The sequence below is a fragment of the Wukongibacter baidiensis genome (assembly GCF_050888315.1).
Classification (GTDB): domain Bacteria; phylum Bacillota; class Clostridia; order Peptostreptococcales; family Caminicellaceae; genus Wukongibacter; species Wukongibacter baidiensis.
Map to the genome: position 1 here is coordinate 3,524,505 of NZ_CP138202.1, position 18,209 is coordinate 3,542,713.

Here is an 18,209-nt window from a genome sequence, read left to right on the forward strand (position 1 = left end):
TTTAATTATGTATAAATTACAATAATCCTATTATTTTCTAGCTCTATCGCTTGCTATTTCTATCCATGTGCTTTTTAAGTGATGATAAATCTCCGAACCAACTTTCAACCTTATGATCTTCTAAAACACCCAGCTTAATTTTATCCTGGATCTTCATATCTAAGTTGGTATAGCTTATCCCCAATCTTCTTCCTAGTACGTAGGTAACTAAAATAATATTTGCGAGAATATCAGCAATAGCTTCTTGCCGGCCTTTTATACCCTTAACTAAAATTTCAAATAAGGATGCCAAAGAAGATAATAATTCACTTTTCAGCCATTCTATTATTTTTATATTTTTTGTGATATCTATACCGTTATTATCAAAGGACATTACATCCCCTCCCTACTACATTATAACAAATATGAACGGGATATGTATATTTTATATTAATTTCATAATATTTACTAGTTTATACCCTAAAACAAAGCTTCTTTGAAAATTTTATCAATTTATTACAAAAAAAGAAGCGAATACTCGCTTCTTTTTATATCTTATATTTTATTCACCAGCTGAGAATGGTAATAATGCAACGATTCTTGCTCTTTTGATAGCTCTAGTTAACTGTCTTTGATGATTTGCACAGTTACCAGTTATTCTTCTTGGAAGAATCTTAGCTCTATCAGTTACATATTTTTGTAAGAATTTTGTATCTTTATAATCTATTTGTGAAACTTTGTTTGCACAAAAGCTACAAATCTTTTTTCTTTTTCTTCCTCTTCTCACTACATTTCCCTCCTTGTCCTAGAATGGGACATCGTCATCGTCTTCTATGGCTTGGAAGCCATCAGCGCCGTCATTAAAATCTGGAAATTCAGGGCTTTGATTATTACTTTGTGCTCTATTTCCTTTTCCTGATTCAAGGAATTCTACTCTATCTGCAACGATTTCAGTCGTATATCTTTTTTCTCCAGTGTTTGTTTCATAATTATTATTTTGAACTCGTCCTTGTATGCCAACTAATCTACCTTTTGCTAAGTAATTGGCACAGTTTTCACCTGATTTTCCCCAAACAACTACTCTGAAAAAATCTGCCTCATTGTTCTTCGAAAATTGTCTATTCACAGCTATAGTAAAGGTGGCTACTGCTTTACCGCTTCCCGCTGTAAAACGAAGCTCTGGATCACGGGTAAGCCTTCCAATCATAACTACATTATTCATTAAAATCCCACCTTTTTAAGGACTCTTATTTTTCTTCTAAGTTAACAACGATATATCTAATAACATCATCAGATATTCTGAAATTTCTCTCTAATTCCTTTGGCAAATCTGTATTTGCTTTGAAATTAACTAGTACGTAGTAACCTTCTTTGATTTTGTCAATTTCATAGGCTAATTTCTTGTTTCCCCATTCATTAACCTCTTCAATTTCACCATCTTTTTCGATGATTGTCTTGAATTTTTCAATTAACGCAACTCTTTTTTCTTCTTCAAGATCTGGCTTTAATACGTATAGAGTTTCATACTTTCTCATCGTTTACACCTCCCTATGGTCTTTTGGCCCTACTCAAGCAGAGCAGAGAGAATATGATTCATATTCACAACTTTAGATTATATCACTTTATTTAATTTTATTCAACAAAAACTTTTTCAAAGAGAAAATAAAAGCTGTACCCTAAGGCACAGCTTTGGTTTTCTATATTATTTTTCATTCAATGCTTCTCTAATAACTTCGCCTAGTATTTTAATACCCTCAACGATTCTCTCCTCTGGCATATTTGAGTAATTTATACGCATTGTATTTTCATTACCACCATTAGGAAAGAAGGAACCGCCCGGTACAAAGGCTACATTTCTTTCAAGGGCCTTTGTCATAAGCTCCCTTGCGTTGATGTGCTCAGGTAATACCGCCCAAGTAAATAAACCACCTTCTGGGTGAGTGTACTTAACTTCCTCTGGGAAGTGTTCTTTCATTGTTTCAAGCATAAGGTCACGACGACCTTTATATAATTCTTTGATCTTTTCTATGTGCTTATCTAAATCATAATCTTCTAAGAATGCATTAAGCTCTCTTTGTGACATAGAATTACTTTGTAGATCCGCACCTTGCTTTATTAAAATGTACTTATTTAGTACTTCATCACTTGCACATACCCAGCCTATTCTAAGCCCTGGACAGAAAGTTTTCGAGAAAGTTCCTAGGAATATTACTCTTCCATCTTTGTCCATCGATTTAATTGAAGGTAATCTTTCTCCTTCAAATCTCAATTCTCCATAGGGATTGTCTTCTACTACAGGCAGGTCATATTTATTTGCTATCTCAATAAGTCTTTCGCGTCTTTCTAATGACCATGTTCTTCCCGATGGGTTTTGGAAATCAGGTATAACATATATCATCTTAACATTTTCTGTGATCTCAAGGGCCTTTTCTAGCTCCTCCATAATCATACCATCATCATCGGTAGGTATTTCAAGAAATTTACATTCATATGCTTTAAATGCATTTATAGCTCCTAAGTAGCTTGGACTTTCAACAATTACAACGTCATCTGGGTTTAAAAATATTTTTCCACTAAAATCAAGTCCCTGTTGAGAACCATTTGTTATTAGAATATTGTCCGCCTCTGTATTAACTCCTACAAATTCCATTCTCTTAGCTATCTTTTCTCTAAGTGGTGGAAACCCTTCTGTAGGACTGTACTGAAGAGCCTCTCTTCCATTCTCTTCTAGAACCTTTTGAGACACCTTTTTCATTTCTTCTACAGGAAATAATTCCGGCGCTGGTAATCCACCTGCAAAGGATATAACTTCCGGTCTAATAGTAAGCTTTAATAGTTCACGAATCTCTGAAGCCTTTGTTTTATCCATACGACTTGAATACTTTAATGCCATTGTAAAAAGCACCTCCAAAATATATTAAATATTAGGAAAAGGTTTGCCCGACTAAATACATTATAACATTTTTCTCATTATATTTGCATAATAATTGCAAATTTTTTTGTAAATATTCAAATTTTTTCACAACAATATTCAGCATTTGCTGAAAATTCCAAATTTAGTCTTTGTATTCTCTTCCTATTCTTCCTCTCTCTCAACCTTCTTTATTCTCTTTTCAAGTTTTACCCGTGGTATCCAAATCTGTTTTTCACATTTTATACATTTAATTCTAAAATCCATTCCAGTTCTCACGATCTCAAATTTGTTATTCCCACAAGGATGCTGCTTTCTCGTCTCAATTATATCTCCAACTCTTAGATCCATCGCCATAACTAAACCCTCCTGATATTAAAAACAAAGTCACTCTGAAAATTATCAAGATTGACTTTGCTTATACAACTAATTATATTAAAAAGCAGTTTATATTTTTTTCGTCCTTAAAATTCAATAATTATTAATAAACAATTATAATTATAAACAACAAAAGTGTCAATACCTATAATATTATATGTCACTATTATTATCTATAGTCTGATTATATATTACTCTCTTTGGATAAGGAATTTCTATTCCTTCCTTATCAAATATCTCCTTATATTTCTTTCTCATTATTCTCTCAACGCCCCATTGAGCCATTGGTTTTACCTTAGCTATTGTTGTAATCACAACATCGGATTCTCCAAAGTTCGTAACACCAAGTACTAAAGGACCTTCTATAATATCGTCGCTTTCTTTTTTTATCTCTTCACTTGCTTTATTTAAGACCTCGATGGCCCTTTCTATATTCTCTTCATAGGCGATACTCATATCTACCTTTGCCCTCATATTTCCTCTACATCTATTTGTTACTTTGGAAATGACGCCATTCGGTATTATATGAAGGTCTCCACTAAAATCCCTTATTTTTGTGATTCTAAGTGCCATCTCTTCTACAACACCGGTCTTTCCATCTATTTCAATATAGTCTCCTACTGTAAATTGATCTTCAAATAGTATAAAGAAGCCCGTTATTATATCACGAACAAGGTTTTGAGCCCCAAAACCTATGGCAAGACCACCTATTCCAGCAGCTGCAACTAGCCCCTTTATGTCTATATTTACTTCTGCAAGGATTGGAGTGATTGCAATAAAGTAGATTGTATATCTTGATATACTTTTCAATATTCCCTTTGCTGTACTCATCCTATTGTCATCGATTTTAAGCTTAAACACATCTTTACTATCGATAAATTTCTCTATTAAGGTATTTGTAATAGCTATGGCAATTCTTGCAATAACTAATATTAGTATGATTCTAATTCCTTTTTCCAAGAACTTATAAAGCTTTTCAGGATCTAAGTATCCTGTCATCATTTCCTTAATACTCATAACAGAGTCTGATAATGCCTCTTTCGTATTCATAAACTATTGCCTCCAACTTATCTTTTCAGCCCTTTTCCCATCATCGTTTCTAATTATTTTATACATATCGAGCTTATCACTTTCTAATTTTTGACTAATAAGCTCTTCTTTAATATCCTGTAAGATTTCTCCACCAAACATTATTGACAATCCACAGCTTGCAGTAATCTCCCTTGGGGTAGGAATCGTTTGGATGTTAAACTTTCCCTTTAGTTTTTTCTCAGCCATTATTGCATAATGGGTAGATTCAAAAGCTATTACATAAAATTCTTTTCTCAATCTAACTGCTCGCTCCTTTTATAATCTAATAGTATTTTTTGCTTCATTCATTTTTTCTACTATAGTATACATATTGCTAACTCCGCCCACAATTAATTTATCCTTAAGGTTAAAGTAATCAAGGCATGTACCACAGGAAAGAATCTCCACACCTTCGCTTTCAAGCTTCCTTATATGCTCAATAACCTCTGAGCCCTCTGTAGTAAGTCTAACCCCACTGTTTATAAATAATATGGCCTTTGGAAATGGCTTTGACTCAGTTAATGCATAAAAGTAACCTTTAATAAGAACCTTCCCTAGTTCCTCAGATCCTTCTCCCATAGAATCCTTACCTAGTAGAATTACTAAATCTCTAGTTGTAGGCCTCTGTGCTGGCATAAAGTCATTTTCTAAAATTCCTTTATAAATACTTACATGGTAGTCTCCATTTACTTCTTCAATATTTACATTATAACTTAAACTCTTAGCTAGCTTAGACACATTTTCCTTCGCTATTTGATTATCAACTATTGTTGTTATAGTACCTTCATTTACCTTCTCTATTGCCTTCTTAGTTTCAATTACAGGCATCGGACACTGCATTCCTCTTGCATCTACTTCTAATCTCATATTGTGCTCCTCCTTTTTTGAGGTTATTGTTTATCTTCTATCACTATTATAATACCTAAATTGGTTTTTGAAGGCTCTATTTTTAAAATACTTCTATAAGATTTATCAATACATAACTGCTTTCATATAAAATTTATCTATATATAATACAATAAAGGTCTCACATTCTAGAGATTTGACATCCTGTGTTTCTAAGGATGACAAATTTTCAGAATGTAATAGATTTTTCGTAACTTATCATGAATAATCCAGATTAAAAATTTCCAATCATTTTACTACCGCCATAGCTTATCATGTTCTTAAGCATAAATAACAGAATATTGTAATCATAGAAGACCCTTGCAATCTTTGAGGCCTCTAAAGAATTTACTAAACTACTGTTTGGAAAAATAGAGGCGATTGGAACCATAACAGCTGTAAATATGTATATAATAATTATCCCCTTTAAAGCCCCAAATATAAGCCCTCCAAGCCTATTAAACTGTTTAATAATCGGAAGCTCCGTTATGCTGTTTAAAATACTGCATAGGATACTAAGTATAAGCTTTGCTATGAAGAAAATTATTATTATACACAACAAATCTATTACTATCTTTGCTACCATCTGTGATATATATATATTAATATTGTTCAAAACACCATCACTATACTCTGTAAAAAAATTACTTTGTAAGAATACCGTTTCCAAGGCCTTTGGTAAATTCATCACTTCAAAAATACTTTCATATCCCCCACCTTGAGCCTGTATAGCATCTGCTGACTTAAACTTCATATTTTTTAGTACAAACTCTTGTACTTTGAAAGCCCAATTTGTATTCTCTATAACAAATTTTGATAAATAGGGATAATATAGCTTTGCCACAATACCGGCTACTATATAGCTTGCTATATTGAAAAGTGATAGAACTAGACCTGCCCCTAATCCCCTTATACCATTTATTGTAATAATAATAATGACGCATATATCCATCCAATTCACTGGTTTCACCCCTATCTGACCTAGTAAATTATACATTCGCATTTTGTAATACTTAGGAAATATTATCACTCCACACTTTGGCAACTACCTAGGCGGGTTAATTTAAAGTCATTATCTCTAATCTATCTTTAAATTTAACCAGAAGATTTCTTCTAGATATCCACTTTATATCCTTGATATCTTTATTAATCTTCTTTTCCAAAAGCATGTCTCCATTTTTCCCAAATATATATATTGTTCTATCAGTAAAAGTTGCTATCTTATCATCAACAACATCTAATCCCAGCACTTCTCCTGCAACTGGAGTATCCTTAATAACATTACCAGCTAGGTCCAGTTGTCTAATAGTGTTTCTACTTTTAGTATCTATTATGGTATTTTTTTTACTTACTATATTTAATACAAGTACTCCTTTGTCCGTAAGAATTCCCTTATTTAAAGTTCCATCAAGTCTTTTTTCCCACAAAACATTTCCATCCTCAGCTATCTTCAGTATTTTATTACTTCCTAAAACCAATAGCGTATTATCGTCGGTGAGTAATATCTTATAAATAACATCATTGTCATATTTTTTTCCTGCTAGAACCTTTCCATCAAGAGAATAGAAAATAATATTACTGTAGAATTTGTTCTCTTCAACAGCTAATATTGTAAGGGCTATCTTACTACTGTCTCTGGATAAATCTCCATCAAAGACTGTTCCCTTTGGAATTACAAAGTTTGAAATTATTTCTCCTGCTGGATCAAAAACATAGATTTCTGTTTCAAGCATGACGAAAACGTATCCATCATTATTAATATTTATATCTAGTATCTTCTTATCTATACTCTTTTCTACCTTTATACTTCCTTCATAATCTATAAAATAAATTTCACCTCTTAAAGCTCCAGCTGCTACTATTATATTTCCATTTCCTCTTATAACGGCTTCATCAAGGCTTAATTCTTTCTCCCATACCTTATCTCCCTTTTGGTTATACGTACTTAGTTTATTTTTCTCAAACTTAATAATATGCTCATTACTTATCTCTATATTAACTTTCTTATCATCTTGCTTTCTCTTTGCATATTCAATAATCCCTGTTCTTTTTAAGTTAATACTTTTATTACCAAGCATGTCCTTTAATCCTGCCCCAAGCTTTATGAGTCCAAATGTCAGTCCAATTATTGTTAATAAAAAAATTAGAAACCTAATTTTATTACGCTTTTTTCTTTTTTTAGCCAAGGCTTTCACTCCTTAAAAAACACAGTTTACATCCGACTTTATTATAACATAGAACAATGACATCTGACGACGTTCAATGGTCACCATAGCCTGGAATTCCTTAGTAATCCTTAAGTCCGGATTAAATCTAATAATTTTCTTAATTTGTGTAACTTTTTTGTTAGTCATACGAATAAGTAATGAAGGGGGTAATGGAAAGAATTAATCTATTATGATTTTCAGAAAAAGGGAGGTAATCAACCTTGAATAGTATAAATATAATAAGGCATGTAGCCGAGGAATTAATATTAAAGAACAGAGTCTTCTATGAAGATTCAAAAGGAGTACTTAGACGTGGATAACGATAAATCTTTAATGGAAAGGTTTCAAAGCGGTGACAAAGAAGCCTTTGAGAGATTAATAACTCAATATAGGTGTCAAGCCATCAGCTTTGCTCAGAAGTTTATTCACGATGCATTTATTGCCGAAGACATAGCCCAGGATGCCTTTGCCTACATTTATGTCTATAGAGACCGTTACAACAGTAGGTTTTCCTTTAAGACATACCTTTTCACCATAATAAGAAATCGAAGTATAGATTATCTAAGAAAGAAGAAGGAGCTTACTCTATATGACGATAGCATAGTTACTAGTAAAGAAGATGTAGAAGAAACAATAATAAAAATGGACAGGGCAAGCTGCCTTAATAGAAACATTGATAAATTGAAATCCGACTATAAAGCAGTTATTCATCTTATAGACTACGAAGGCTTCAGTTATAATGAAGCGGCAAAAATTATGGGTAAAAACATGGCTACTATAAAGATATTGATCTATAGAGCTAGAAGGAAGTTGAAATCCTTGATAGAAAAGGAGGGCTATCTCAATGTCTAATCCTAATAATAATGAAAAAAACTTTATAGATGAGGTATGGAAAAAGGCTAGATATTTTGAGTATTTAAAAAAAGAGGAAAAAAAGAAAATTGATCTATTAATGATGAGGAAGAAAAAGCTTAAAAGCCTGCTTGCATTTAGCTTAGGTTTAATCACATTAACAGCAACAACAATATTAGTATCTAACATACTCGATGAAAATCTGTCTATTGCTGCAATATGTATATATATGATGAGCTTTACTCTCTATTATGAATATAATTTTAATTAAAGTGAAAAGAGGTGCAGATATGTTTATAAAACTGATGTACTCTGAAATTAAGAGTCAATTAAAGAGTATTACATTCTATATGTTCTTGATTATAATTACCCTTTATTATATAACTCAATTTAATCCTCCAACGGCCCATGATCCTCTAAAGCCAGTTGCCAGCAACTTAAAGTACACTATGGGCAAAGGGGTTTTAGTTAATGAATCGAACGAAATGAACCTTGCCTTTTATAGGATGAACTATAATCTAGAAAATAATATTTTTGTAAAATACACCTTTGGGATGAAAAACTGGAATGTTCTTAGTAAAGATCAGAAAGAATTTATGATTCGAATAAAGAATAGTATATATGGAGATGAACTGGATAGTGAGAAATATCCTCAAACTCTAATTTCCTACGATGAATTTGAAAAGCTCATAGAGAAATTGGATAAGAGCCTTGGTGGCAATACTGTTTATAGCAAAAAACATAGGAATAGTATGTTTTGGGATGTATTATATGGTTATAAATCCATCAATACCCCTGATGAAAAAATTAAAGCTGGCTACATGGAGATGAGTACCATTGTCACAATGAATGAATATCTAAAACACAGTTCCACATTAAATTCCTATAAGAAGCTCTCTCCTTCTCAAAGCTCTTCTATACAAAGTGCTATGGAAAAAATAAGTCCAAAGGGAATGGACGAAAACCGTAACCTTATAGATCCCGTTAGCTATAGTGAATATGAGAAAATACTCGATGAACTCGATGGAGAGTTAAAGGATACAACTGTATTTTCAAAACAATATAGGCATCTATTATACTCACAAAATAAATCCTATAATGATGCCCTAGAGGAATTTAATGAAATCCTATCTAAGGATAAATTAACTAATGCCTATGGAAGATTATTTTCCGACTATCTAGGCATAAGCGCAGGTCTGTATCCAGTCTTTATCGTAATTGCCACATTTTTAAGGGATAAAAAACGGAAGGTTATAGATCTGATTCACAATAGAGAACTTTCACCTATTACCTATATATTGTCTAGGTATAGTGCAATCTGTATATGTCTATTTGCAGGTTACCTTTTGTTGGCAACCCACTCGACCTACGTATTTTATAGTATAAGCAGACATTATAATTACTTAGTAGATATTGGGGCCTTTTATAAGTATACATTGACATGGATAGCTCCAACAGTGTTATTTACTGTAGCTATTTCTATATTGATATTCACCATTTTAGATAGAGCCTTACCTACTATTGTTATTCAAGCTATATTATGGTTCTCATCGATGGGAACTCTCGGAGGAGATTATGGCTTTAATAGATTTATGGTTAGATTCAATTCTCTAGGGGATTATGAAAATTATATTCTATGGAGGCCAGAGATATTATCTAATAGATTATTTTTCACAATAGTTTCTTTGGTTATTATCTCTATAACTGTATATGTTTATAATCGTCGTATAGCAAAACAAAGTACTGAGACTACGGAAATTCCTAACTAGGATTTCTTAGGATGTCTCATAATGGCGAATTTCTGCGTTATTTGAAATGTTCACCGACTTGGCACGTACATCAGCACTAGCCAAACCGCCTGAATTTCAAAACCTTGAACTTCACTCATTCTGAAACATCCTCGGGCTGAGCTCATAAGAAACCTTTATGAGACAGCCTTTTTTTATACCTAATAATAAGTTATACGCCTATTGACTTATTGGTATATATAGTTTCCATTATGCGTATCAAAAGTTCAATTCCGAGGATTTTTATAGGGTGTTTTTTATTAACTTTTCGTTAAATTTTACTTTTACACTAAAAACATCAGATGGTTTTGTCGAAATTTGTTGTATAAAGTTGCTTAGATGATATGGAAATACTTGGCTAATGTATCTCTATCAAACTTTAAAATTTCTTTCGTAAAGTTTTTTAGCTACGTATATTTTAATCTATATTATTCGAGGAGGTCATTAATATTGAAAAGTTTAAAGCGCAAAATCATAGTGCCCGTATTAGTATGTGCAATAATAGGAATTCTCGCAATCTCAGGAATTGCTTATTTGAAGGCAAGTAAGGTCATAGTCAAAGATATAGAAGAACTAGCCCAGAGCAAAGTCAATAAGCTCGCAATTAGTACTAATGATAAGGTAGAAAAATGGAAATCAAACATTCAACTTTTATCCTCTATAAATGTTGTAAGAGAGCTCAATATTAAAGGTGTAGAGAAATATTTTTCTCGGAATAAAGATATATTTGGAGACTTCAATGATATATTTGTCTGTGACAACGGAGGCAATTTAAAGTCGACCAACGGTAGAAGAGGTAATGTTATGGATAGGTATTATTTCTACAAGGCAAAAAAGGGAGATGTGATTGTATCAAATCCAGTTATATCAAAATCCAATGACAATCCCGTAATCGTAATAGCAGCTCCTATTAGGGATGAAAAAAATAGCATTGTAGGTGTCGTTGGCGGAACTGTGAACCTATCAGCTATAACAGAAATGGTTAATGCTGAAAAGCTTGGAGATACAGGACATGCCTATATGATCGATAAAACGGGATTAGTGATGGCCCATCCTAAGGCTGAGTATATTTTAGAGGAAAACTTTTTAAATAATGATAATCAAGATCTTGTACATATAACCGAGAAAATGATTAATGGAGAGGCTAACATAGAACGCTTGGAACTGGAAGATGCCGACAGTATTATTTCCTACGAGCCCATAGAGCTTACTGGATGGTCCATTGCCATGACAGCCCACTATAATGAAGTGACAAAAACGGTTTCTGACCTTAAGATAGCTATATTGTTTATCGGACTGATAACTATAATTCTAATTGGCATAATAATATTCATATTAATAGACAAAACTATTAAGCCAGTAACCCAGATGGCTCTTATGACGAAGACTGTTGCTCAGGGTAACCTCACAGCTAAGGTTGATATAAGAAGTAAAGATGAGATAGGTGTACTTGCAGGCAATTTCAATAGCATGGTTAAAAGTATGCATGACCTAATCTCTAATATGAGGGATACAAGTACAACGGTTGCATCTACATCAGAACAAATGAGGATATCGACTAGAGAGGCCGGTAAGGTTTCTGAACAAGTAGCAGATACTATATCTGAGCTTGCAAGAGGGGCTACTGAACAGGCGCAATCTACACAGCAAACAAGCTTTTTAGTAGAAGAACTAGTATCCGGTGTATCTCAAATATTGGATAACGCCAACGATTCAGAAGAACTTACTCTTATGGCTACAAAAACTGTAGACGAAGGTATTAGTGCAATTGAATATCAAAAGAGTAAGATGTTAGAGAATAAGAATGCCACTAAGAATGTTTCTAATGAAGTCACTCTCTTATCGGTAAAATCAAAAGAAATAGGTGAAATATCACAGTTAATAGGAGATATAGCTGATCAAACAAACCTCCTTGCCTTAAATGCAGCCATTGAAGCCGCAAGAGCTGGAGAACAGGGTAAAGGTTTTGCAGTTGTTGCTGAAGAAGTAAAAAAGCTAGCCGACGGATCGGGCAGAGCTACTCAAGATATTGCACAGCTCATTAAGGAAATTCAAGGCAGTGTAGACAATGTAGTAGCTGAAATGGGCAAAACAAAAACAATCTCCCATGAACAAGAAAAGGCCGCTGAAAAAACGGCCCTTGCCTTTAATGACATAATGAAGGCGGTTAAAGCTGTATCAGATAATATACGGAAAGTGGTTACAGCCTGCGATGGATTAAATGCAAAATCTAGTATCGTAGGAGAGCATGTAGAGAATATTGCAAGTATAACTGAGGAAAATGCTGCTAGCACAGAGGAAGTAGCGGCATCAACCCATGAGCAAACTGCAGCAATTGAGCAGATTTTATCATCGGCACAGCTGCTTGCACAGGTGTCAAGTGAGCTTCAAAAAGCAATAGAAAAGTTTGAGATTTAGGAATACAAAATCTTTCTTAATATCTAACGGGGATGTATCATAAAAAACCTTTATGATACATCCCCGTCTAAACTTTTTAAATACTTTTATACAACTTCCATCATCATTATAGCTACATCATCATCCAGATTGTTATTCGAGAAATCTACTACATCATCAATGATTTTGCTTATTAAGCTTTTACTGTTTACATCCAGGCTTTCTGAACATATTTCCAATATACGATCTGAATAAATTTCTTTAGAAGTACTTTTTGCCTCACTTATTCCATCTGTATAGAAAAGCACTCTATCTCCACTATTAAGATGTATAGTATGCTCAGTATATTCTACGTCATCAAAAAGATTGCATATTGGAAGCCCCGGTAAAAAGATTTCATGGGCTTCATCGTTGCTAAAGATAATCGGCATACAATTATGTCCACCGTTTACAATTCTAATTGTGGAGGTCTTCTTATTAAATACCCCATAGAGAATAGTTATATAATAGTTATCATCAAGACCTAACTCTTTATATCTAGAATTTAAATAGTTCAGAGTATAACCTGGATCTAGGGCATCTTTTTTAAGACTTTTCAATGTTTGTCTAATAAACATTGTCATCATAGAAGCCGTTACTCCATGTCCAGAAACATCGGCCATATATATTCCTATATTGTCTTCGTCTATATTAATAATGTCAAATACGTCTCCACCCAACATTTCACTTGGAATATATTTCGAATCTATCCTTATCATATCATTATAAATACCATCTTGTGGGATTATTCTTTGTTGTATATACTTTGCAAAATCCAAATCCTTTTTCATTTTAAGATTTTGATCAAGTATAATTTTCTCCATCTTTCTCTTTTCTGTAACATCCCTAAAAACCTCTACCGCACAATATATTTCACCATTTTCATCACGTATTGGAGAGCTTACTACAGAAAATCTTTTGTCACCTACAATTTCCTCTTTTTTAATTATCTTGCCATGCTTTATAGTTGTTTCTGAAATACAAGTTTTGCACTTGCAAGGTTTTCCGAGAGCAGTATAACAGACTTGACCCCTTACATCACCAATCAATTCTCTCATAGGGTCATTAAGAAAAATTATCTTATTATTTTTATCTATAACCCTTACAAGGTCTATCATTCCTGCCAAGATATCTTCGGTAAACCGTTTCTGTCTTTCAAGTTTTTGGGTTAATATCTTTTCCATAGGCCTCTCCCCATTTTATATAGATATTAAGAACGGAAACAACCGTTCTCTTAGTATTTATTCTATATTGATATTTAAATTCCTGTAACTATAGAAAATTTTAATCACTTTATATACTTTTCACAAATTATTCTATATATAATACGATAAACATCTTACATTCTGGAGATTTTACAGCCAGCGTTTTGAGGATTTTAAATTTTCAAAATGTAGTAAATTTTTCGTAGCTTATATAATATATAATACAAACATTATAATATAAACATCGTAAAATTGAAAATTAAATCTATACCCAAATTATAACATATTGAGGGTTTATAAGACTTTAAATTTTATTCTTTATTTTGTATGTCTAATAAAATCTTCCATTAATAATTCCCTCTATATATTTTAAATTATCAAGGTTTAATGAACATATAAATTTAGCTAAATACTCTTCCCATACACTATCTATATATCTTTCTTCTAAGACATACAGTATATCTTCTATATGTTCTCTTCTGCCACCCTCAAACTCATCTCGTAGGAGTATTTTCAATAGCATTGCCAATTCAATATTCTCCATATTAGAGTACAAGGCTAGATACTCATCTCCGAATAGACACTCAGAATTAAGTATGTCTATAAAATCACCTAATGATCCTACACTAGATCTTATAATACTAATCTTATCGGATAATTCACTGGCTTCAAAAACCTTGTTTACAGTCCTTCGAAAACTTTCATCATCCATTCTGTCACCTTCTTGAAATTCTATTCCATTATCCTTCATTTCTTCGTAATTATCTTTTATTATTAAGTACTTAAAATCTCCACAGTACCTTGCATTTAATATCCTCTCCACTAAGAGCTCCTTATATCTCCTGAGATAGTTTCTAACTTCTATATTGCTACAGGATAATTCCTTTAAAATTCTGTAAATAGCTCCTTCAATTATATTCTCTAACTCGTGAAGATGTAGTCTCCCAAGTCTTCCAGTCAAGTAAGAATACTGCTGGTTAGATATTATAAGATTCTTAGCAGATTCTCCGGCCAATAGAGAAAATACTGAATTATTAACTACTATTTCAAAAACATTTATATAAATATCCTTTGGTTTTACACCATGTAATCTACTGTAGAATTCGATTATTTTATTTATCTCAAATATAGAGAAGAGACTACAAAAATGATTCTCTATATCTAAATTGACTAGATAATTCTTAATGTAATATACGCCCCTAATATTCATGTCATCAAAGACCAAGGGATAGTCAATACTGGTCATGGTATCATGGGAATTGAATTTTATTTCATATACTTTGAAGAAGTCAGCTAATGCATTATCTAAGGTATCGTTATAGATTTCTAGTGGTATATCTAGTTTCTTTTCCATTATCTCTTTATACTTCATCTCAGTCTCATTAAGACATTGTTTTACCTGTTCATATCCTCTTAAATATATATCATTTAAATCATCTTTATTAATAATAGCTAAGGCATCCTCCAAACTGCTAAAATCTGCTATATATGCATCAATACAATATAATAGTGATATCAAAATTCGATCTGCTGTTTCCACCCTTACAGAAGAGCTATTACCCTTGGTGTATTCTAATATTAAATCCTTTACTACATCTTGAAGCTGTATTTGAAACCTATTTATAGTACATTCATTTACTAGACCAGCTTTATAGCCTAGTTTTAATAGTGACACAGTATATTGATTAATATCTAGTTCATCTCTGCTTATACTCTTATTTGTTATAATATTATTCATATCTCTACTTCCCCCCAACCACTATCTTTATTCAAGATTTTCCCGTCTAAATTTTGTGGCATACCTCTCCATGTTAATCCATAGTAAATCTAATGACCCTCTACAGTCATTGTTAAAGGTCTCTATCAAAAGTTCTATAAGCACATCGTCACTTAATGTATCATCGGTTTCTCTTTTTACAAAATAAAATATTTCCTGAATCTCAATCAATGTTTCCATATAATCTTCTTGGACAATATAAGAAGAGCCTCTGAAACCTTTCATAAGCTTCCCTAGAACGTCTATTCCCAGCTCTACTAACCCGTAATTAACTAACATGTTATCTCTTTCTTTAATAACTTCTTTAATTTCTAAAATAGTTAATGAATTATGGGTTTTGCTAATATCTTCATTTAGTTCTAGGAATAGTTGTCTCGCTTGGAGGTCATATTGTTTCTTATTTATCAGTTCTAAAAACATATTGCAATCCTCCTTAAATTATTTTTACACAATCACTTGACAAATAGTTTGTTTTGTGGTATGATCAAGAGTGGTAGTTGTTTGAATTTCAGATTAATAATTATACACCACAATTATTTTTTTGTCAATAATTTAAGTATTAAAACAAACCCTCACGGAAAGATTCCATGAGGGTTTTTCTTTTATCCTGCTGCTTATTTTTTTTGATGTATTCATTTTATGATCATAAAAGGGTCTCTACTTAGTCATCTCTTTAGCCAAATAGTATAAAGGCCTTACACCTACACCCGTACCGCCTTTTGAAATATATTCCTTCTCCTTAGCAGCCCATGACGTTCCTGCGATATCCAAGTGAATCCACGGTATATCACCGGCAAATTCTCCAACAAACATACCTGCCGTTATAGTACCAGGACTACCTGCTAAATTGGTTAAATCTGCTTCAGAATGCTTGATTAGCTCTTTGTATTCTTCAAAAATCGGCATTCTCCAAATATTTTCTCCTGCTTTATTAAAGCTCTTATCTATAAGAGTGAAAAATTCATCGTTATTTCCTATACCTACTGTAGCTTCATGGCCTAAGCAGTGAATTGCTGCTCCAGTAAGAGTTGCAATGTCTACTACCTTATCTACTTTTTCATGGGTTACAATATAATGCATTGCATCTATTAGTGTAAGTCTACCCTCTGCATCTGTATTACCAATGAATATCGTCTTACCACCCATTGAACCTATTATATCTCCAGGCTTGTAACTGCCACCGGATATCATATTCTCACATGCAGCTACAACGGCTGTTACATTAACCTTCAATTTGTTTTCCGCAATGGCTGACATTGCACCAATAACGGCTGCAGCACCGCCCATATCACTTTTCATGGTACTCATACTCTTTGTAGGCTTTATAGACAGTCCACCTGAATCATATGTTAATCCTTTGCCAACCAATCCTAGGGTCTCACCTCCAGGATTACCATTGTATCTCATGATAATAAACTTCGGCGGCTCTGTAGAACCCTTAGCAACGGATAAGTAGGCCTCCATCTTTAGTTCTTGAATTTTTTCTAACTCGTAAACTTCTACTTCAAAGTCCTTTTCCTCTCCTAAGCTCTTTACTCTCTTAGCTAAATCCGCTGGTGTTAAAATATTAGCCGGTTCATTAACTAAAATCCTAGCTAGGACAGTACTATTCCCTATACTAATGCCTTCATCAAAACCATTTTTAAACTCTTCATCTATTCCATCAAATAAAAGTGTAACTTCCTCTAAAAGTTCCTTCTTTTTATCAGTCTTATAATCATCGAATTTATAATCCGACATAACTATAGCTTCTGCCGTATTTCTAGCAATTGCGTAGCTGCATTTAAGGCCTTCTGTTACATCATTTAAGTATACTCCTATAGATACTGGCTTCTTTTTCTTTAATGCTTTATATCCTTTACCAACGGCCTTTCTAAGTATATTGCCCGTCAAATCCTCCATTTTACCAAGTCCGATTAACATAACATCTAAACCTACATCACCATTTTGAAAATATAAATTATATATTTCGCCCTTCTTTCCTGAAAATAACTTTTTGCTCTTTAGATGCTTCATTGGCAGTTTGTTATTGCTTAAAAGAGCTAATCCTTCATAGTCTGCTTCGTGGTCTTGAAAATATGGTAGTATAACCCCTTCAACAGAAAGGTTTTTGTCTAAGCTATTATAAGTAATCTTCATGTATTGCCCTCCTCAGATTTTTACTATATATTATCATTATAATATATATAAATTTATTTATATATATTTACCCATAAAATATTTATAGAAACTGAAAATAGGAAGTCAATCCTATCAGAATAATTATTTCCTATTTTAATATCTAGTATCCTAACCTAAGAATATCAGCTCTCAATTACGTTTCTCTAGTAAATATATCTAACATTAATAAATATTAATTATTGATTAATATTTATTTAATATATATATGCTTTATTCAAGGTAGATAGGTTTAAAATAAGGTACGCAAGTACAATTATAGTGGTATTGATATGATTAAGTTAAAAGTAGATTTTCAGGAAGATATGTCTCGAAACTCTGCTAATAGTGGTATAGGCCTTTATGTAGTTAAACAAATTATAGAGAAGCATGGCGAAAATATATATTTAACAAGGGATCCAGACTATAAAACTATATTTGAGATAAGTTTTAATAAGAACCGAGATTTGAGTATATCACCATGATTTATAATGATTAAAAACCTTACATATAGTTTAAAAAAGGAAATAAGCCCTCCTAATAGAGCCTATTTCCTGTTTTGAT

Annotated in this window: 20 protein-coding genes; 5 read left to right on the forward strand and 15 right to left on the reverse strand. The window is 32.6% G+C overall.

Features of this window, described 5'->3' with window-relative positions:
* Nucleotides 1–43: 43 nt before the first annotated feature.
* From R9X47_RS15830 to R9X47_RS15880, 11 genes are all read right to left on the reverse strand, one after another.
* On the reverse strand, nt 44–373 hold the full coding sequence (locus R9X47_RS15830; RefSeq protein WP_432662025.1) for a MazG-like family protein: 330 nt from the start codon (nt 371–373) through the stop codon (nt 44–46).
* Nucleotides 374–541: 168 nt separating this feature from the next.
* On the reverse strand, nt 542–766 hold the full coding sequence (gene rpsR, locus R9X47_RS15835) for a 30S ribosomal protein S18 (RefSeq protein WP_432662026.1): 225 nt from the start codon (nt 764–766) through the stop codon (nt 542–544).
* An 18-nt stretch (nt 767–784) separates the two neighbouring features.
* Nucleotides 785–1,201 (reverse strand): single-stranded DNA-binding protein, encoded by a 417-nt coding sequence (locus R9X47_RS15840; protein WP_432662027.1) that lies wholly within the window; start codon nt 1,199–1,201, stop codon nt 785–787.
* A 25-nt stretch (nt 1,202–1,226) separates the two neighbouring features.
* The gene (gene rpsF, locus R9X47_RS15845; RefSeq protein WP_432662028.1) at nt 1,227–1,514 is read right to left on the reverse strand and encodes a 30S ribosomal protein S6; all 288 of its coding nucleotides are present in this window, start codon (nt 1,512–1,514) and stop codon (nt 1,227–1,229) included.
* 167 nt (nt 1,515–1,681) lie between these two features.
* Nucleotides 1,682–2,872, reverse strand: coding sequence for a PLP-dependent aminotransferase family protein (locus R9X47_RS15850; RefSeq protein WP_432662029.1), 1,191 nt, complete (start codon nt 2,870–2,872; stop codon nt 1,682–1,684).
* Between the two features lie 183 nt (nt 2,873–3,055).
* Nucleotides 3,056–3,247 carry a DUF951 domain-containing protein gene (locus tag R9X47_RS15855; RefSeq protein WP_432662030.1) on the reverse strand — a complete coding sequence of 64 codons (192 nt, stop codon included), beginning with the start codon at nt 3,245–3,247 and terminating at the stop codon, nt 3,056–3,058.
* 174 nt (nt 3,248–3,421) lie between these two features.
* Complete coding sequence (locus tag R9X47_RS15860; RefSeq protein ID WP_432662031.1) at nt 3,422–4,318, reverse strand: mechanosensitive ion channel family protein; 897 nt, start codon at nt 4,316–4,318, stop codon at nt 3,422–3,424.
* 3 nt (nt 4,319–4,321) lie between these two features.
* The gene (locus R9X47_RS15865) at nt 4,322–4,597 is read right to left on the reverse strand and encodes a DUF3343 domain-containing protein (RefSeq protein WP_432662032.1); all 276 of its coding nucleotides are present in this window, start codon (nt 4,595–4,597) and stop codon (nt 4,322–4,324) included.
* Between the two features lie 18 nt (nt 4,598–4,615).
* Complete coding sequence (gene yedF / locus R9X47_RS15870) at nt 4,616–5,206, reverse strand: sulfurtransferase-like selenium metabolism protein YedF (RefSeq protein ID WP_432662033.1); 591 nt, start codon at nt 5,204–5,206, stop codon at nt 4,616–4,618.
* 253 nt (nt 5,207–5,459) lie between these two features.
* Entirely contained in the window at nt 5,460–6,176 is a 717-nt protein-coding gene (locus tag R9X47_RS15875; protein WP_432667643.1) for a CvpA family protein, read from the reverse strand.
* 106 nt (nt 6,177–6,282) lie between these two features.
* Nucleotides 6,283–7,410, reverse strand: coding sequence for a DUF5711 family protein (locus R9X47_RS15880; RefSeq protein WP_432662034.1), 1,128 nt, complete (start codon nt 7,408–7,410; stop codon nt 6,283–6,285).
* A gap of 333 nt (nt 7,411–7,743) precedes the next feature.
* Here R9X47_RS15880 and R9X47_RS15885 point away from each other — a divergent pair, with 333 nt between their 5' ends.
* From R9X47_RS15885 to R9X47_RS15900, 4 genes are all read left to right on the forward strand, one after another.
* Nucleotides 7,744–8,283, forward strand: a complete 540-nt coding sequence (locus R9X47_RS15885) for an RNA polymerase sigma factor (protein ID WP_432662035.1) — start codon at nt 7,744–7,746, stop codon at nt 8,281–8,283.
* Nucleotides 8,276–8,554, forward strand: coding sequence for a hypothetical protein (locus R9X47_RS15890; protein WP_432662036.1), 279 nt, complete (start codon nt 8,276–8,278; stop codon nt 8,552–8,554). The genes R9X47_RS15885 and R9X47_RS15890 overlap by 8 nt, the downstream gene beginning before the upstream one ends.
* A gap of 19 nt (nt 8,555–8,573) precedes the next feature.
* Nucleotides 8,574–10,052 carry a hypothetical protein gene (locus tag R9X47_RS15895; protein ID WP_432662037.1) on the forward strand — a complete coding sequence of 493 codons (1,479 nt, stop codon included), beginning with the start codon at nt 8,574–8,576 and terminating at the stop codon, nt 10,050–10,052.
* Between the two features lie 468 nt (nt 10,053–10,520).
* Nucleotides 10,521–12,488, forward strand: coding sequence for a methyl-accepting chemotaxis protein (locus tag R9X47_RS15900; protein WP_432662038.1), 1,968 nt, complete (start codon nt 10,521–10,523; stop codon nt 12,486–12,488).
* Between the two features lie 86 nt (nt 12,489–12,574).
* Here the strand turns inward: R9X47_RS15900 and R9X47_RS15905 are convergent, their stop codons facing one another.
* The 4 genes from R9X47_RS15905 to R9X47_RS15920 all read right to left on the reverse strand — a co-directional run bounded on the left by R9X47_RS15905 (nt 12,575) and on the right by R9X47_RS15920 (nt 17,627).
* Complete coding sequence (locus R9X47_RS15905) at nt 12,575–13,690, reverse strand: SpoIIE family protein phosphatase (RefSeq protein ID WP_432662039.1); 1,116 nt, start codon at nt 13,688–13,690, stop codon at nt 12,575–12,577.
* A 352-nt stretch (nt 13,691–14,042) separates the two neighbouring features.
* Nucleotides 14,043–15,449, reverse strand: a complete 1,407-nt coding sequence (locus tag R9X47_RS15910; protein WP_432662040.1) for a DUF6179 domain-containing protein — start codon at nt 15,447–15,449, stop codon at nt 14,043–14,045.
* A gap of 27 nt (nt 15,450–15,476) precedes the next feature.
* Nucleotides 15,477–15,908 (reverse strand): DUF6323 family protein, encoded by a 432-nt coding sequence (locus R9X47_RS15915; protein ID WP_432662041.1) that lies wholly within the window; start codon nt 15,906–15,908, stop codon nt 15,477–15,479.
* A gap of 237 nt (nt 15,909–16,145) precedes the next feature.
* Nucleotides 16,146–17,627: a leucyl aminopeptidase gene (locus tag R9X47_RS15920; RefSeq protein WP_432662042.1), complete on the reverse strand. Its 1,482-nt coding sequence runs from the start codon at nt 17,625–17,627 to the stop codon at nt 16,146–16,148.
* A gap of 311 nt (nt 17,628–17,938) precedes the next feature.
* Between R9X47_RS15920 and R9X47_RS15925 the strand changes: the two genes are divergently transcribed.
* On the forward strand, nt 17,939–18,130 hold the full coding sequence (locus R9X47_RS15925) for an ATP-binding protein (RefSeq protein WP_432662043.1): 192 nt from the start codon (nt 17,939–17,941) through the stop codon (nt 18,128–18,130).
* Nucleotides 18,131–18,209 lie beyond the last annotated feature (79 nt).

Excerpts from the sequence above, each read along its gene's own strand:
- R9X47_RS15830 (WP_432662025.1), bottom strand. The coding sequence starts at position 373 with ATGTCCTTTGATAATAACGGTATAGATATCACAAAAAATATAAAAATA.
- R9X47_RS15840 (WP_432662027.1), bottom strand. The coding sequence starts at position 1,201 with ATGAATAATGTAGTTATGATTGGAAGGCTTACCCGTGATCCAGAGCTT.
- rpsF (WP_432662028.1), bottom strand. The coding sequence starts at position 1,514 with ATGAGAAAGTATGAAACTCTATACGTATTAAAGCCAGATCTTGAAGAA.
- R9X47_RS15850 (WP_432662029.1), bottom strand. The coding sequence starts at position 2,872 with ATGGCATTAAAGTATTCAAGTCGTATGGATAAAACAAAGGCTTCAGAG.
- R9X47_RS15855 (WP_432662030.1), bottom strand. The coding sequence starts at position 3,247 with ATGGCGATGGATCTAAGAGTTGGAGATATAATTGAGACGAGAAAGCAG.
- R9X47_RS15860 (WP_432662031.1), bottom strand. The coding sequence starts at position 4,318 with ATGAATACGAAAGAGGCATTATCAGACTCTGTTATGAGTATTAAGGAA.
- yedF (WP_432662033.1), bottom strand. The coding sequence starts at position 5,206 with ATGAGATTAGAAGTAGATGCAAGAGGAATGCAGTGTCCGATGCCTGTA.
- R9X47_RS15875 (WP_432667643.1), bottom strand. The coding sequence starts at position 6,176 with ATGGATATATGCGTCATTATTATTATTACAATAAATGGTATAAGGGGA.
- R9X47_RS15890 (WP_432662036.1), top strand. The coding sequence starts at position 8,276 with ATGTCTAATCCTAATAATAATGAAAAAAACTTTATAGATGAGGTATGG.
- R9X47_RS15895 (WP_432662037.1), top strand. The coding sequence starts at position 8,574 with ATGTTTATAAAACTGATGTACTCTGAAATTAAGAGTCAATTAAAGAGT.
- R9X47_RS15905 (WP_432662039.1), bottom strand. The coding sequence starts at position 13,690 with ATGGAAAAGATATTAACCCAAAAACTTGAAAGACAGAAACGGTTTACC.
- R9X47_RS15910 (WP_432662040.1), bottom strand. The coding sequence starts at position 15,449 with ATGAATAATATTATAACAAATAAGAGTATAAGCAGAGATGAACTAGAT.
- R9X47_RS15915 (WP_432662041.1), bottom strand. The coding sequence starts at position 15,908 with ATGTTTTTAGAACTGATAAATAAGAAACAATATGACCTCCAAGCGAGA.
- R9X47_RS15920 (WP_432662042.1), bottom strand. The coding sequence starts at position 17,627 with ATGAAGATTACTTATAATAGCTTAGACAAAAACCTTTCTGTTGAAGGG.
- R9X47_RS15925 (WP_432662043.1), top strand. The coding sequence starts at position 17,939 with ATGATTAAGTTAAAAGTAGATTTTCAGGAAGATATGTCTCGAAACTCT.